At 69.5% G+C, this 14,058-nt stretch carries 15 protein-coding genes; 10 read left to right on the forward strand and 5 right to left on the reverse strand.

Annotated elements, in window-relative coordinates:
- Positions 1 to 31: 31 nt before the first annotated feature.
- From FB561_RS07305 to FB561_RS07315, 3 genes are all read left to right on the forward strand, one after another.
- Positions 32 to 559 carry a hypothetical protein gene (locus FB561_RS07305; protein ID WP_145804323.1) on the forward strand — a complete coding sequence of 176 codons (528 nt, stop codon included), beginning with the start codon at positions 32 to 34 and terminating at the stop codon, positions 557 to 559.
- Positions 560 to 1,031: 472 nt separating this feature from the next.
- Positions 1,032 to 1,544, forward strand: coding sequence for a DinB family protein (locus FB561_RS07310; RefSeq protein WP_145804326.1), 513 nt, complete (start codon positions 1,032 to 1,034; stop codon positions 1,542 to 1,544).
- Between the two features lie 27 nt (positions 1,545 to 1,571).
- A complete protein-coding gene (locus tag FB561_RS07315; protein ID WP_145804328.1) occupies positions 1,572 to 2,282 on the forward strand; it encodes a pirin family protein in 711 nt (236 codons plus the stop codon).
- Here FB561_RS07315 and FB561_RS07320 read toward each other — a convergent pair.
- The gene (locus FB561_RS07320; RefSeq protein ID WP_145804330.1) at positions 2,279 to 2,617 is read right to left on the reverse strand and encodes an L-rhamnose mutarotase; all 339 of its coding nucleotides are present in this window, start codon (positions 2,615 to 2,617) and stop codon (positions 2,279 to 2,281) included. The two genes, FB561_RS07315 and FB561_RS07320, sit on opposite strands and share 4 nt — an antisense overlap.
- A 126-nt stretch (positions 2,618 to 2,743) precedes the next feature.
- Here FB561_RS07320 and FB561_RS07325 point away from each other — a divergent pair, with 126 nt between their 5' ends.
- Positions 2,744 to 3,535 (forward strand): VOC family protein, encoded by a 792-nt coding sequence (locus tag FB561_RS07325; RefSeq protein WP_145804332.1) that lies wholly within the window; start codon positions 2,744 to 2,746, stop codon positions 3,533 to 3,535.
- Positions 3,536 to 3,683: 148 nt separating this feature from the next.
- Positions 3,684 to 5,588, forward strand: a complete 1,905-nt coding sequence (locus FB561_RS07330) for a penicillin-binding transpeptidase domain-containing protein (RefSeq protein WP_145804334.1) — start codon at positions 3,684 to 3,686, stop codon at positions 5,586 to 5,588.
- A 21-nt stretch (positions 5,589 to 5,609) separates the two neighbouring features.
- Here FB561_RS07330 and FB561_RS07335 read toward each other — a convergent pair whose 3' ends face one another.
- A complete protein-coding gene (locus FB561_RS07335) occupies positions 5,610 to 7,325 on the reverse strand; it encodes an AAA family ATPase (protein WP_145804336.1) in 1,716 nt (571 codons plus the stop codon).
- Positions 7,326 to 7,397: 72 nt separating this feature from the next.
- Between FB561_RS07335 and FB561_RS07340 the strand changes: the two genes are divergently transcribed.
- Together FB561_RS07340 and FB561_RS07345 are read left to right on the forward strand one after the other, a co-directional pair.
- Complete coding sequence (locus FB561_RS07340) at positions 7,398 to 7,808, forward strand: nuclear transport factor 2 family protein (RefSeq protein ID WP_145804338.1); 411 nt, start codon at positions 7,398 to 7,400, stop codon at positions 7,806 to 7,808.
- A 67-nt stretch (positions 7,809 to 7,875) separates the two neighbouring features.
- Positions 7,876 to 8,217, forward strand: coding sequence for a TFIIB-type zinc ribbon-containing protein (locus FB561_RS07345; protein WP_145804340.1), 342 nt, complete (start codon positions 7,876 to 7,878; stop codon positions 8,215 to 8,217).
- On the opposite strand, the gene FB561_RS07350 is transcribed toward FB561_RS07345, so the two are convergent.
- The 3 genes from FB561_RS07350 to FB561_RS07360 form a co-directional block, all read right to left on the reverse strand.
- Positions 8,218 to 8,631, reverse strand: a complete 414-nt coding sequence (locus tag FB561_RS07350; RefSeq protein ID WP_145804342.1) for a PaaI family thioesterase — start codon at positions 8,629 to 8,631, stop codon at positions 8,218 to 8,220.
- 14 nt (positions 8,632 to 8,645) lie between these two features.
- Positions 8,646 to 8,960, reverse strand: coding sequence for a WhiB family transcriptional regulator (locus tag FB561_RS07355; protein WP_145804345.1), 315 nt, complete (start codon positions 8,958 to 8,960; stop codon positions 8,646 to 8,648).
- Positions 8,961 to 9,177: 217 nt separating this feature from the next.
- Positions 9,178 to 11,559, reverse strand: coding sequence for an immune inhibitor A domain-containing protein (locus FB561_RS07360; protein ID WP_145804347.1), 2,382 nt, complete (start codon positions 11,557 to 11,559; stop codon positions 9,178 to 9,180).
- A gap of 182 nt (positions 11,560 to 11,741) precedes the next feature.
- Between FB561_RS07360 and FB561_RS07365 the strand changes: the two genes are divergently transcribed.
- The 3 genes from FB561_RS07365 (at position 11,742) to FB561_RS07375 (ending at position 14,055) form a co-directional block, all read left to right on the forward strand.
- Entirely contained in the window at positions 11,742 to 12,206 is a 465-nt protein-coding gene (locus FB561_RS07365) for a GNAT family N-acetyltransferase (RefSeq protein ID WP_145804349.1), read from the forward strand.
- 13 nt (positions 12,207 to 12,219) lie between these two features.
- Positions 12,220 to 13,287, forward strand: a complete 1,068-nt coding sequence (locus FB561_RS07370; protein ID WP_145804351.1) for a DNA polymerase IV — start codon at positions 12,220 to 12,222, stop codon at positions 13,285 to 13,287.
- A gap of 63 nt (positions 13,288 to 13,350) precedes the next feature.
- A complete protein-coding gene (locus tag FB561_RS07375) occupies positions 13,351 to 14,055 on the forward strand; it encodes a hypothetical protein (RefSeq protein ID WP_145804353.1) in 705 nt (234 codons plus the stop codon).
- The last annotated feature ends 3 nt before the right edge of the window (positions 14,056 to 14,058 follow it).

The raw sequence follows: 14,058 nt of genomic DNA on the forward strand, positions 1-14,058 counted from the left end.
CCGAGCGTGGGTCAGCGAATTTGAGGCGGACATGTCGAACTATTCGACCAATGCGCGCATTTCCGTCACTATCCAGCATGGCGATTCTAGTTACTCGAATGAAGCGCAGGTATCCGGCAATGATCGAGCATGGGTCGCCTCGACGATGGCGCGGATCGAAGAATGGGTGGCCGATCTTAAGCGGCAGTACGTGCCGTCTCGATGGCTACTGATTGGTGCCGCCGTCAGTGTCTTCGTGTCTTTCGCAGGATTTGCCGCTGTGTTCGGCTGGCGCTTGTTGCAGATATTCGACTACCCTCCGGGTTCAACTGGGCGGACGGTGACAGGACTCGCGGTCGGAGTAGTCGGGGCTCTCGGGCTCGGCGCGGGACTCTGGATGGCAACCAATGCTCCAGATAAGCTGAGAGAGATATGGCCCGCAGTTGAGATGCGCACGGGAAGGGATTCGGAAAGCCCCGAGGAGTCGGGTCGCAGGAAGCTCAGATTTCTAGCGGTCGAAATCGCCATCCCTTTTGCGCTTATGATACTGGGATTGGCTATTCCTCCATTGCTCAAATAGCGAGGCCGCCTGAATATGGCCAGGCGCCTAGGTTCACGTCGAGCGGCCGCTGCACGCTCGCATTGAGGAGCACCGGTCCCGCGATGCGGAGACGAAGAAGCTCTCGAATCGACCGTGCTCCACTACACAACTGGGCTGTAGGGGTGTGCTCATCATCTAGAAGCGGGTCCAACAACCCGAAGGACCCGCCTCTGGTCCCCCATCGGCGGCTAGCCATCACCCATACGCCTCGTGAACCTGCTGGAACGCCCTGGCCGCCGACTGCAGAGGAGCTGGGTCTCAAAACGGGTCTCATCCACCTCCGTCCGTAGCCGTTCATTGGGGTCCACTCCTTCCTTCCATCAGGCCTGGCGAGCCACAGTTGAATCCGCCCGAACGACTGTGCGACGACCCACCGAGCGGCCGCAGTCGCTCTCTTCTGCGCGGTAATTACCGTGCGGCCCGGCCCGTCGAGGCGCTAGCGTGCGCGGGCATGACGCTATCTCGGGAACGACCGCCCTTCGTCGCGGACGAACGGACCCAGCTGGTCGGCTGGCTGGACATGCAGCGGGCCCTGGTCCGATGGAAGTGCGAAGGGCTGAAGCCGGAGGACGAGCGGCGGGTGGTCCTGCCGACGTCGCCGTTGATGACGGCGAGCGGCCTGGTCTCGCACATGCGATGGACCGAGCACTGCTGGTTCGAGGTGTTGTTCCTCGGCGGGTCTTCGGAGGGAAATCCGCAGTTCCAGGAGGAGCCCGAGGACGCGGACATGATGGTGGACGCGCCACTCGCGCAGCTGCTGGACGAGTTCGAGGCCCAGTGCGCGCGGTCCAACGAGATCATCGCCGCGCACTCCCTCGACGAGACCGGCAAGCACCCGGACTTCGCCTCGGGGCAGTCGACCCTGCGGTGGATGGTGCTGCACATGCTCGAGGAGACCGCGCGGCACGTCGGCCACCTGGACACGATCCGCGAACTCCTCGACGGTGAGACGGGGTACTTCTAGGCCGCGCCGACGCGGGACACTGGTCGGGTGACTGCCGACATCCGCCGGGCCGGTGACCGGTTCCGGACGACGTACGATTGGCTCGACGCGCGGCACTCGTTCTCGTTCGGCCGGTACTACGATCCCGCGAACGTCGGCTTCGGCGCGTTGCTGGTGCACAACGACGAGGTGGTTGCGCCCGGCACCGGGTACGACCCGCATCCGCACCAGGACCTCGAGATCGTCACCTGGGTCCTGAGCGGGGCCCTGGTGCACGAGGACTCCGAGGGGAACAGCGGCATCGTCCGGCCCGGGCTCGCGCAGCGGATGAGCGCGGGATCCGGGGTCCGGCACTCGGAGAAGAACGACGCGGGCGAACCCGTCCACTACGTGCAGATGTGGGTCCGCCCGGACGAGGTCGACCTGGTCCCGTCGTACCAGCAGGCCGAGGTGGACGACGTCCTCGCGACCGGCGAGCTGGTCCCGATCGCGTCCGGGTTGCCGCGGCACCGGGACACGACCGCGATCCGGATCAACCAGCGCGACGCCGGGATGTCGGTGGCCCGGTTGCGGCCGGACTCCTCGATCCAGCTGCCGGTGGCGCCGTACGTCCATCTCTTTGTTGCTGTGGGCACCATTGAGCTGGAGGGCGCCGGGCAGCTGCGGGACGGGGACGCCGCCCGGGTGGTCGCCGCCGACGGTCAGCGGGTCACGGCCGGTCCGGACGGCGCCGAGGTCCTGGTCTGGGAGATGCGCTAGCTGCCCAGCTGGTCCTGCTCGGACATCGTCCAGACGTGCCGCAGGGCCTGTCCGGCCGCGCCGTCCGGGTTCGCCGCGAAGCCCTCGACGAACTGGCTCATGTGCTGCTGCCAGCGCTGGTCGACCGGGTCGGTGGCGAGGACCGCGACGGCGGCCTCGAAGTCGTCGCAGTCGACCAGGTGGAACAGGTCGCGACCGCTGCGCCAGATGCTCCAGTCCCGGATCCCGGCGGCGCGCATCACCGCGATCAGTTCGGGCCAGACGCGGGCGTGCTCGCGTTCGTACGACTCTTCGGTCCCGGGCAGCAGCCGGCTGTGCAGGGCTAGGCGATTCACACCGCCGCACCCTACCCCCGCAGTGATCGAACCGTTACGCGATCCTGCTGTGATCGTCTCGACGCGGACGGTATCCGGCTGGCAGGTTTGGGGAGCTGTTCTGGCAACCGGATTCCAGGAGCGTGGATGGTCGAGCGGAACACCCCGTGGCCGGCGGGAACGCCGAACTGGGTCGACCTGGCCGCGGACAACGCCGAGGCGGCCGCGGTGTTCTACGCCGGACTGTTCGGCTGGGACTGCGAGTACCAGGGCTCCCGGGACTACTGGGTCTGCAAGCTCGCCGGTGAGGACGTCGGCGGGATCGGTCCGAAGCACCCCGGGACCGAGGACCGGCCGAGCCGCTGGACCACGTACCTGGCCGCGCCGCACGTCGACCGGACCGCGGCCAGGATCGTCGACCGGGGCGGCGAGCTCCTGGTCCCGCCGACCGACGTCGCCGTGCACGGCCGGATGGCGATCGCCGCCGACCCGAACGGCGCGATCTTCGGGATCTGGCAGGCCGGCGAGCACATCGGTTCGACCCAGCGCGCGGTGCCCGGCACGCTGGTCTGGAGCGAGGCGCTGAGCGACGGGTACGACGCCGCGAAGGCGTTCTACCCGGCCGTCTTCGGCTACCGGGTCGAGGAGATCGGCTCGAACTACTCCCCCGGCGAACAGTTCGACGACGCCCGGTACGCCGCCTTCTACGTCACCGACCACCCGGTCGCGGGGGCCGGCGAGCTGCATCCCGGGATGCCGGCCGGGACCGCGCCGCACTGGCTGCCCTACTTCGCGGTGGCCGGCACCGACGCGATCGCGGATCAGGTCCAGCGGATGGGCGGCAAGCTGATCGGCGATCCGCTGGACACCGACTTCGGCCGGATGGCGGTGCTCCAGGATCCCGAGTCGGCCGTCTTCGCGGTGATCGAGCTCGGCTGACCAAGAACCCTAGATCGAGGTCAACTCCTGGGGCCCGGCAGGCGTCGTAGTAGTCGTGCCCGGTCGCGGACCTTGGCCCGCATGGCAGGCTGGGCACGCCGAAGACCGGTTCGGAACTGCCAACTGCCGCCGTGCGAGAGTGGAGCCCGTGAAGCGAACTGCTGCGATCGTCAGTCTGAGTGCCCTGCTGATCACCGCGGGTTGTTCCGACAGCAAGTCGGACGGCGGGAAGGCCGACCCCAACGACGAGAAGCAGGCGTCCGCCGAAGTCGTCAAGGCGTTCGCGGCCGGGTGGGTGAAGGCGTGGGCCCCGGAGGGGAAACCGACCGAGGCCGCCGCGCTCACCGACTCGCCGACCACCTTCGGCAAGCGGCTCGACGACGTGGACAGCGCCCTGGTCGCGCAGTCCGCGAAGGTCACGCCGCAGGGTGAGCCGGACTGCGCCGACGACAGCAACTGCACCCAGAACCTCGAGGTCGAGACCGTGCTGCGCGGGATCGGCACGATGAAGTGGACCAGTACGGCAGCGGTGGTGAAGACCGACGGCGGGTGGAAGATCAAGGCCTCCGGCGACACCATCTACCCGGGACTCGGCGAGGCGAACTACCTCAAGCGGGTCCGTACCCTGCCGGCGCGCGCGTCGATCCAGGACCGCACCGGCAAGCCGCTGACCTCGAACCGGCCGGTCGTGATCGTCGGTGTCGCCTCCGGGAACACGGCGACCGCGGCCACCTACTCGGCGTTCACCAAGTTCCTCGAGGTCGACGGCACCAAGCTGTGGAACCGGGCCAAGTCGTCGCCGGCCGGCCAGTTCGTCGACGCGATCACGCTGCGGGCCGAGGAGTGGGACAAGCTCCGGCCGAAGTTCGCCAACCTGCCCGGTGTGCTCACGATGGGCGGCACCCAGTCGCTGCCGGAGAGCTCGTCGTTCGCCCGGTCGGTGATCGGCACGATGAAGACCGCGACCGCGGAGACGCTGAAGAACGCGGGCCCGACCGCATCCAGCCAGGACCAGGTCGGTACCACCGGACTGCAGTACTCGTTCCAGCAGCAGCTCGCCGGGACGCCCGGCGGCACCGTGACGCTGCGGGACGGCAAGACCAAGATGGCGATCAAGGAGGTGTTCAAGCAGGAGGGCAAGGCCGGCGCACCGGTCCGGACCACGCTGGACACCAGCCTGCAGCGGGCCGCCGAGGCCGCGCTCGCCACCAGCAAGCTGCCCGCGTCGCTGGTCGCCGTGCAGGCGTCCACCGGGCAGATCCTGGCCGCCGCGAACGGTCCGACCGCGACCAACTACAACCGCGCGTTCCAGGGTCACTACGCGCCCGGCTCGACCTTCAAGGTGGTCACGTCGGCCGCGCTGATGGGCATCGGCGAGACCGCGAACACGCCGCTGACCTGCTCGAACACCATCAACGTCTTCGGCAAGTCGTTCAAGAACTACGACGGCCTGGCCCCGTACGGCGCCGGCACCATGCAGAAGGCGTTCAACGAGTCCTGCAACACCGCGTTCATCTCCCAGCACGGCCGGCTGCCCGCCGACGGGATGACCAAGGCGGCCGCGCTGTTCGGCTTCGGCCGCGACCTGAACCTGTCCATCCCGGCGTACGGCGGGCAGGTGCCGGCGCCCAAGGACGCCGTCGCCGAGGCCGCGTCGATGATCGGCCAGGGCACCGTCACCGCGAGTCCGCTGCAGGTCGCGATGATCGGCGCCACCGTGAAGCACGGCACCGCGCTGAAGCCGGTCCTGGTGCCGGCCAAGGACCAGGCCGGCCCGGCCGCGTCGCCGTTGCCCCCAGCAACGACCAACGCGCTCCGGACGATGATGCGGACCACCGTCACCGGCGGAACCGCGCACATCCTCGCGGCCAACGGCGCGGTGTCCGCCAAGACCGGCACCGCCGAGGTCGTGTCCAACGGCAAGGTCATCACCAACGGCTGGATGGTCGGCTTCCGCGGTGACGTCGCCTTCGCGGCGATCGTCGAGGGCGGCGAGTCCGGCGGCAAGGCGGCCGGCCCGATCCTGAAGAACTTCCTCGGCCGGTTCCAGTGAGCCGGGCCACCCGGCCGCGGGTCAGAAGCTGAGGATCTCCTCGATCGCGGTGCGCAGGTCCGGGCCGTCCAGGGTGACCAGGTCGAGGTCGCTCGGGAAGCCCGGGGAGTTGAACAGTCGCAGGTCGCGGTGCTTGCCGGCCGACTCCAGCACGGTCCGGATGAAGCGGGCGTTGCCGAGCTCGTCGATCCGGCCGTTGGAGCAGACCTGGTCCAGGACCGCGGTCAGGCTGGCCATCGCGGAGTCGGTCATGTGGTCGCCACGGCTCTCCACGAGCCGGGTCGCGATCTCGCGAAGCTGGTCGGCGGTGTAGCGGGGGAAGTCGATCCGGCTGGAGAACCGGCTGCGCAGCCCCGGGTTCGCCTCCAGGAACTCGGCCATCGGCTCCTGATACCCGGCCACGATCACCACCAGCCGGTCCCGGTCGTCCTCCATCCGCTTCAGCAGCGTGTCGATCGCCTCGGTACCGAAGTCGTTGCCGCTCTGCTTCTTGCGCAGGGCGTACGCCTCGTCGATGAACAGCACGCCGTCGAGCGCGGAGTCGACCACCTCGTTGGTCTTCACCGCGGTCTGGCCGATCCACTCGGCGACCAGTCCGGACCGGTCCGTCTCGATCACGGTGTCGGCGGCGAGCAGCCCCAGCGCGCAGTACAGCCGGGCGACGACGCGGGCGACCGTCGTCTTGCCGGTCCCGGGGGGTCCGGCGAAGATCAGGTGGCCGCCGAGCTTGGCCGTCGGCAGCCCGCGTTCGGCCCGCATCAGGCCGGCCCGGACCTGGGCCGCGACGGCGGAGACCTGACGCTTGACGTCCTCCATGCCGACGTTGCGGTCGAGCTCGTTCAGGATGCCCTGCACCGCGCCCCAGTCCGGCTGCCGGTGCAGGGTCGGCTTCGACGGTGCGCCGCGACGGATCGCCGGGGCCGTGTTCGGCCGGCGCTCGGACGGGCGGGTTTCCAGCTTGAGGTCGGGGTTGGCCAGCGCCTCGGCGACCTGGCGGTGCGAGTTGTCCCGGTTGTAGACCCACTCGAACTGGCGGATCGCGTTCTCCTCGCGGCCGGTGCCGCGGTACACGAAACCGAGGTAGTACTCCGCGTCGACGGCGACGAAGCCGTTCTGCTGCTGGCCGGCCGCCTGCCGCAGGATCGTCTCCGCCTCGCCCCACTGCTCGACCGTGGCGAGCAGCATGCCGAGCCGAAGCACCGACTCGGTGCCTAGGTGGCCGTCGGCGGGAATCCGGCGGAGCTCGCCGATCGCACGGTCGTAGTCGCGGCGGACCATCGCGACCGCGGCCCGGAGGAAGCGGCCGCGGACGTCCTCGATCACCTGCTCGACGGCCTCGGCCGCACCGTCGGGGTCGCCCGCGTCTAGGCGGCGCAGGGTCTCGGCGTGCCAGACGTGGTCGGTGGTCTCCAGCGGGTGGGTGAACCACCAGCCGGCCCGGAAGTTCGAGCTGAGCCGGCGCTTGTCCGCGTCCCGTTCCTCGCCGAACCGGCCGATCCCGCCGACCAGCTTGTCCAGCGCCGTGTCTGAGTCGCCGCCGGCCGCGTGGAACCCGAGCCAGGCGTCGGCCATCCCGGGATCCAGTTCCAGTGCCTTGGTGAAGGTCTCCAGCGCCGCCGGTTTGTCCGGGGTCGCCGCCTCCTCGCCGGTCTTGGCGAACCCGAGCTGCTTGGCACCGCGGACCCACAGGCCCCGGGCCCGGCGCCGCGCCAGCAACCCTGCGGACTGCTCAGCCATCTCCACTCCCTCCACGACCGTCGAGCATCCTCTCATCACAGGATGTCGGTCCGGCGGTCTACGGTCGGTTTCATGGCAGACACCGAGCAGACCCGCGCCCTGGCCGGCCGGTACTTCGCGACGATGGCGGCCCGGGACTGGGACGCCTTCGCCGCCCTGGTCGCCGAGGACGTGGTCTACGAGCTCCCGCAGACCAGCGAGCGAATCACCGGCCGGGACGACTACGTCCGGTTCAACCGGGAGTACCCGGGCGACTGGCGGCTGGAGGTGACCCGGTTGCTGGTCGACGGCGACACCGCGGCCGCGTCGATGAACTTCACCGTCGGGGCCGAGCAGCTGGTCGGGCTGGTGTTCCTCGAGGTCGGCGACGGGCTGGTCCGCCGGGTGACCGACTTCTGGCCGGAGCCGTACGAGCCGCCCACGGGCCGCGAGCACCTGGTCGAGCGGCTGCCGGGGACAACTGACCGGTTCGGGGCTTCCTGATTCAGGGCTCCCTGAGAGTTCCCTGAACTCCCGCCGTTCCGGGGATTCGGTCACTTAGGGTGGTGCGATGGAGACCTTGACCTGTCCCAAGTGCCGGGGCGCGATGCGCACCTACGAGCGCAGCGGCATCACCGTCGACCAGTGCACCGAGTGCCGTGGCATCTTCCTGGACCGCGGCGAGCTGGAACGCCTGGTCGACGCCGAGCAGCAGTTCAACGGGGGTGGGCAGCGCCGCGAGGAGAAGCGGTACGACGACCGCCGCTACGACAACGACAAGCGGTACGAGGACAAGCGCTACGACGACCGCCGGTACGAGGGCGACCGCAAGTACGAGGGCGACCGTCGCTACGACAACCAGTACCACCACAAAAAGAAGAAGAAGTCGTTCCTCGAGGAGCTGTTCGACTGATCAGCCACGCTGGGCGATGACGGTGCCCTGGGCGATTGCGCACAGCGTCGCCTCGCCGTTCTCGTCCAGCGTGCTCAGCTCGCACGTGCAAGTCGCCTGGCGGCCGCCGGCGTGGGCGACCTTGGCCTGCGCGCGCAAGAGCCGGCCCACCGCGGGGCGGAGGTAGCTGATCGTGAAGCCACCGGTCAGCACGGCCGGACCGAGCGCGGCGCCGCCGGCGAAGGTGATCGCGTTGTCGGCCGCGTAGCTCAGCACGCCGCCGTGGACGAAGCCGTTCTGCTGCAGCAGGTCCGGGCGGATATCGAGCTCGAGCGTCGCGGCCCCGTCACCGAACGTCGTGACCCGGGTGCCGAGCAGGACGCTGAACGGCTGCGACGCGAGGATCTTCTCGGCCAGTTCGAGGGTCAGCTCCACCCGGTCAAGTTAACTCAGTGCGTCCGGGCGTGCAGCGCCGGTTCGCGTTCCTCCTCGGTGGTGCCGCCCCAGACGCCGTACGACTCGCCGACGACGAGGGCGTGCTGCCGGCACTCGCGCCGGACCGGGCAGGTGCCGCACAAGGACTTGGCCAGCACCTCGCGGGCGTGCTTGCGCAGCCCGCGTTCGGACTCGCCGGAGAAGAAGAGTTCCGGGTTCACGTCCCGGCAGGCAGCCCGGTCCTGCCAGGCCCAGTTGTCGAACAACGGAGCGGGCAGACCGTCGGGCGCCTTGGTGACCGCCCCGGCGGGCGGTTTGCGCCGGCTCATGAGCGGATCCTGCACAGGAGAGCCATCCCAGACACCTCGGAGTGGTCGGTTTCCGGCACGGCTGTCTGCATAACCGCGGCATCGATCCCAGTACCCCGGCGCAAACGTCCCCACACCTGGTTCACCCTGCGTCACGACCACGGCGAGCGACTGCGCCGAACCCCTCCAAAAAGGAGCCCGGGGCAACCACTTGCCCCGGGCCCTGTCGGTCGAACGGCTACGTCCCGATCAGCACCCGGATCGCGGTCCCGCGCTGGGTGAGCACCTGGATCCGGACCCCGACGTGAGGAACCTTCACCCCGTACGACGGCACCTCCTTCGACCAGTACTCGCGCCGGTCGTCGAACACCGGGACCGCGGCCGCGCCGGGAACCGGGTTCTTCTTCCCGTTCACGGTCAGGTCGAACGAGTCGGACCGCTCCAGGCCGAAGGTGGAGTCGTAGCTCTGCACCGAGGTCCCCCAGTACACGCCGGCCTGGTTCTTCCGCAGCTCCGGGTTCGCGTCGATCGGCAGCCACTGGCCCTCACCGGGGTGCACGGCCGTCTCGTTGTCCTTCTGCGAGGTGTCCCAGTACGAGACCAGCAGGCCGTTCTGGTACGGGTAGTGCTCGACCCAGTTCGGCCGGGACGTCCCGACGAACTTGTACGGCCCGTACTGCAGGTACCGGTTGAACGACGAGTACGTGTAGTGCGACGCGAGGTAGTAGTGGTCGTGCTCGGTGGTGACCGAGTCCCCGGCCGCCTGGAACCCGGACGCCGTCCAGCCGTTCGCCCCGGCCTCGGCGCCGTCGTCGACCAGGGTCGCCCCGCCGGCCGTGATCCGGATCTGGTCGGCGAAGAACCCGAGCTCGTGGGTGGCGGCGTCGGTGGCGTACCGGAACCGCAGGTCGATCGCCCGGCCGGCGTACCCGGTCAGGTCGAACGTGGCCGGCTTCCACCCGCCGCTGTCGCCGTCGATCCCGTTCGCCTCGCCGGCCTTGGTGATGGTGCCCGGGATCGCCTTCCAGCCGGACCCGTCGTTCACCTCGACGTACGCGTAGTCGCACGCGTCGGGACCGCAGTCCTCGATCCTCCAGTTCGCCTGGAACTCCAGCTTCGCCGAGCCGGCCGGCAGTGTGACCTTCCGGGTCAGCGTGTTGGCGAGCTCGTCCCCGGTCCCGCTCCACCACGACTTCGCCCCGGCCGCCGGTTTCACCAGTTCGGTGGTGACCTTCTTCTTCGGGAGCACGACCACGACTCCCTGCGGCCGTTTCGAGTTGTACTCGTGCGGGCCGAGCTCGATCGTCTTGGTCTTCCCGGCCTGCACGGTGACGTGGTCGAGCCAGCCGAGCTGCAGCTTGTCCCAGGTGCCGAGGTCCTGTGGTTTCAGCCCGATCCCGAGCGCACCCTTCGCGCCGGACCGGGACTGCGCCATCACCGACCACCAGTTCACCGGGTTCTGACTCGGCTGACCGGAGGTGTCGTAGTGGTCCGGCAGCCCGAGGTCGTGGCCGTACTCGTGCGCGAAGACGCTCAGCCCCCCGTTCTCCGGCTGAATCGTGTAGTCGCCGATCCACAGCCCGGTGGTCCCGATCTGGGTGCCGCCGAGCTTGTTCTTGGCCGGTCCGGTGCTGGTGTTCTGGAACGCGTACCAGCGGTGCGACCAGATCGCGTCCTCGCCCTGGTGCGGATCACCGTCGGCCTGGTCGCCCCCGGCGTGCACGATCTGGAAGTGGTCGATGTACCCGTCCGGCTCGTTGAAATTGCCATCGGCATCGAAGTCGTAGCGGTCCCACTGGTCGTAGCCGCGCAGCGTCTGCTGGATCTGCGGGTCGGTCCGGCCGGCCCGGCGCTGGTCGGCGACCCAGCGCTCGACCGCGTCGGAGATCAGGTTCCAGGTGTTCTTGCAGATGTTGTCGGGGCACGGCGTCCCGTTCGACCGGCCGTACCGGGCCTCGTTGTACGGCACCTTGACCCAGTCCGAGACCAGGCCGTCGACGCTGTACCGGCCGGACGACTGCTTCTCGTAGTACGTCTTCACCGACTCGCCGCTGCCGAAGTAGAGGTCGCGGTAGTGGGCCGGGGAATAGTCGGCCTGCCAGACGGTCGCGTTGTCCACCTTGCGGTCCGGCTGCGGGATCTTGTTGTGCAGCGGCCCGTCGTACGTGCTGGGCCCGGCCGTGTCCGCGTTGGTGTCCACGTCCGGGAAGTCGGGATGCCGCTGGTTGCCGAACTCGGCCAGGATGACGAAGATCTTGTCGGTCTTCTCCCGGGCCAGCTCGACGTACTGGTCCTTCCGCTTCCCCGCGTCGGTCGAGCGGCCGAGCGCGTCCCGGGTGGCCGGGCCGGCGATCCCCTGGCCGACCTTCACCACCTTGCTCGCGCCGCGCTGCTCCACCTTCGCGGAACCGCTGAGCACGTCGGACAACGCCTGCCGGCGCAGGTCGCGGCGCTTGTCCTCCAGCGGGTTCGCGAGTTCGTCGGCCTGGGCCTGGTGCGCGGCCGGCTGCGGCTCGACGGGCACCGGGCTGGCGGTCGACGGCGGTAGCTGGCCGACGCCGGCGGCCACGGCCACCACCAGGACGCCGACTGCGGTCGTACGTGCGGACTTCAAGCGCACGGTTCCTCCTCCTGAGGTCCGCCGGCGAGCCCCGGCGCGGCAGCATCCCGGACAGTGGCCATCGGCAACTATCCGGGCCCGACCCTAAGCGAGCCGGCGCGACCACCGGAAGCGTCGTGCACCGGCTGCGACCCCTCTGCAACACGATCGCCATCTGCGCGCGACGCACCTATCCTCGAGCCATGACCACCGCGTCCGCCCTGACCCTGAACCCGTTGACCGACGCCGAGTTCGAGGTCTTCCTGGCCCACAGCATCACGAGCTTCGCCGCCTCGATCGGCCCGGCGCGCGACCTCACCCCCGAGGACGCCGCGCGCGCCGCCAAGGAGGACTTCGCAAGGATCCTGCCCGACGGCCGCCGGACCGCGGGCCACTTGTTCTGGGCCGCCCAGGACGGCTCGGCCACGATCGGTCACCTGTGGATCAACACCGATCCCAAGCCGTTCGTGTTCGGCGTCGAGGTCGACGAGCAGCACCGTGGCAAGGGATACGGCCGGGCGATCATGCTGGCCTGCGAGGACGAGTGCCGGCGACTCGGCCACCGGACCATCGATCTCAACGTCTTCGGCTTGAACACCACCGCGATCAACCTCTACACCTCGCTCGGCTACACCGTGACCTCGCAGCAGATGCGGAAGATCCTGTGAGCGCGAGCCGCCGATGACCGAGCCTGGCTGGTGGATCCTGCACGTCGACATGGACCAGTTCATCGCCGCGGTGGAGATCCGCCGACGGCCCGAGCTGCGCGGACTGCCGGTCGTGGTCGGCGGGTCCGGTGACCCCCAGCAGGCGCGCCAGGTGGTCGCGACCGCGTCGTACGAGGCCCGGGAGTACGGGGTGCGCTCGGGGATGCCGCTGCGGACGGCGTACCGGAAGCTCCCGGACGCGGTGTACCTGCCGTCGGACCCGGCGACGTACGAGGCGGCGTCGGCCGAGGTGATGGACACGCTCCGGACGTTCCCGGTGATCGTCGAGGTGTGGGGCTGGGACGAGTGTTTCGTCGGCGCCCGGACCGACGACCCGGAGCGGCTCGCCGCCGACCTGCGGGCCGCCGTCCTCGCCGCGACCGGGCTGACCTGCTCGATCGGGATCGGCGACAACAAGACCCGGGCGAAGTTGGCCACCGGGTTCGCCAAGCCGGGTCCCTCCCAACGCGCGGGCGACGGCGGTACGTACCGGCTCACCGCGGCGAACTGGGCCGAGGTGATGGACCACCGCCCGGTCCGCGATCTCTGGGGCATCGGCGCCCGCATGTCGCAGAACCTGGAGGAGCTAGGCCTCCGGACCGTGGCCGACCTCGCCGCGGCCGACCTGGAGACACTGCAGCAGCGGTTCGGCCCGAGGATGGGGACCTGGTACCTCGCTCTCGGCCGCGGGCTCGGCGACACCGAGGTGACCGACGTCCCGCGCGAACCGGTCTCCCGCAGCCACGAGATGACGTACCCCGAGGACCTGTCCGACCCGGCCGAGATCCAGGCCAAGGTCCGGGCGATGGCGGTCGCGCTGACCGACGAGGTGGTCGCGGACGACCGATGGATCCAGCGGGTGCACGTGAAGGTCCGGTTCACCTCCTTCTACACTCCGATCAAGAGCCGCAAGCTGCCCGCGCCGACCCAGGATCCCGAGGTCGTCGCGGATGCGGCGCTGACCGTGCTGGCGAAGTTCGAGTTCCGCCGGCCGGTCCGGCTGCTCGGAGTACGCGCGGAATTCGCTCCCCCACCGGACTGACAACTTTCCGGGGCCGGCCGTCGTCAAAGCAGGCACCCCTCACTTGTGGAAGGCCACACCTCGATGAAGCTCACCCGTACCGCCGTCATCGCCCTGCTCGTCGCCGGACTGGCTGGGACCGCGGCGACCGCGACCGCCGTCGTCTCGCGTCGCGACAGCGAGGCGACCGGCCAAGGGACCACCGCTACCACTCCCACCGCTCCCGCCACTACCACCGCTACTCAGACGCCTTCGGTCGCGGCCGCGGATCAGCAGCCGGCGGTCGCGCCGTTGACGCCCGGCCAGGTGAAGTACGAGCACCGGGTCTGGGGCGATCCGAAGACCGAGGCCGGCATCCGGATCTGGGCGCCGAAGGACTGGCAGCTGGCGAAGGTGTCGACGTTCGAGGCGCGGCTCACCAGCCCGAACAAGCTGTGGAACCTGCGCGTCAACGGTGCCGTGTCGGGCGGGCGAACCACGCAGGCGGCCGCCGACGCCAAGATCGCCGGGCTGCGGGCGACGCCGGGGATCCGGATCCTCGCCCGCGTCGACGGCACCACCCGCTTCGCCAACCCGCACTTCCCGGCCGCGACGTACCACCACACCACGATCACCTACTCGTACGACGATCCGGCCCGTGGTCCCCGCCTTGTCGTGGACCGCTTCGTCGCCGTCTACGAACCGACCAGCACGAACCTCGAGATCAGCGCCGGCGGCCGCCCCGAGGACCGAGCCGCCCTGACCGCGATCACCGACAAGGCCACCGAGGACTACATCCGCCTGCCCTGATCC

The sequence above is a fragment of the Kribbella amoyensis genome, from assembly GCF_007828865.1.
Classification (GTDB): Bacteria; Actinomycetota; Actinomycetes; order Propionibacteriales; family Kribbellaceae; genus Kribbella; species Kribbella amoyensis.

Coding starts and splice junctions, on each gene's coding strand:
- FB561_RS07355 (WP_145804345.1), bottom strand. CDS start 8,960: ATGAGCCGGCGCAAACCGCCCGCCGGGGCGGTCACCAAGGCGCCCGAC.
- FB561_RS07310 (WP_145804326.1), top strand. CDS start 1,032: ATGACGCTATCTCGGGAACGACCGCCCTTCGTCGCGGACGAACGGACC.
- FB561_RS07305 (WP_145804323.1), top strand. CDS start 32: ATGTCGAACTATTCGACCAATGCGCGCATTTCCGTCACTATCCAGCAT.
- FB561_RS07365 (WP_145804349.1), top strand. CDS start 11,742: ATGACCACCGCGTCCGCCCTGACCCTGAACCCGTTGACCGACGCCGAG.
- FB561_RS07375 (WP_145804353.1), top strand. CDS start 13,351: ATGAAGCTCACCCGTACCGCCGTCATCGCCCTGCTCGTCGCCGGACTG.
- FB561_RS07345 (WP_145804340.1), top strand. CDS start 7,876: ATGGAGACCTTGACCTGTCCCAAGTGCCGGGGCGCGATGCGCACCTAC.
- FB561_RS07340 (WP_145804338.1), top strand. CDS start 7,398: ATGGCAGACACCGAGCAGACCCGCGCCCTGGCCGGCCGGTACTTCGCG.
- FB561_RS07370 (WP_145804351.1), top strand. CDS start 12,220: ATGACCGAGCCTGGCTGGTGGATCCTGCACGTCGACATGGACCAGTTC.
- FB561_RS07325 (WP_145804332.1), top strand. CDS start 2,744: ATGGTCGAGCGGAACACCCCGTGGCCGGCGGGAACGCCGAACTGGGTC.
- FB561_RS07335 (WP_145804336.1), bottom strand. CDS start 7,325: ATGGCTGAGCAGTCCGCAGGGTTGCTGGCGCGGCGCCGGGCCCGGGGC.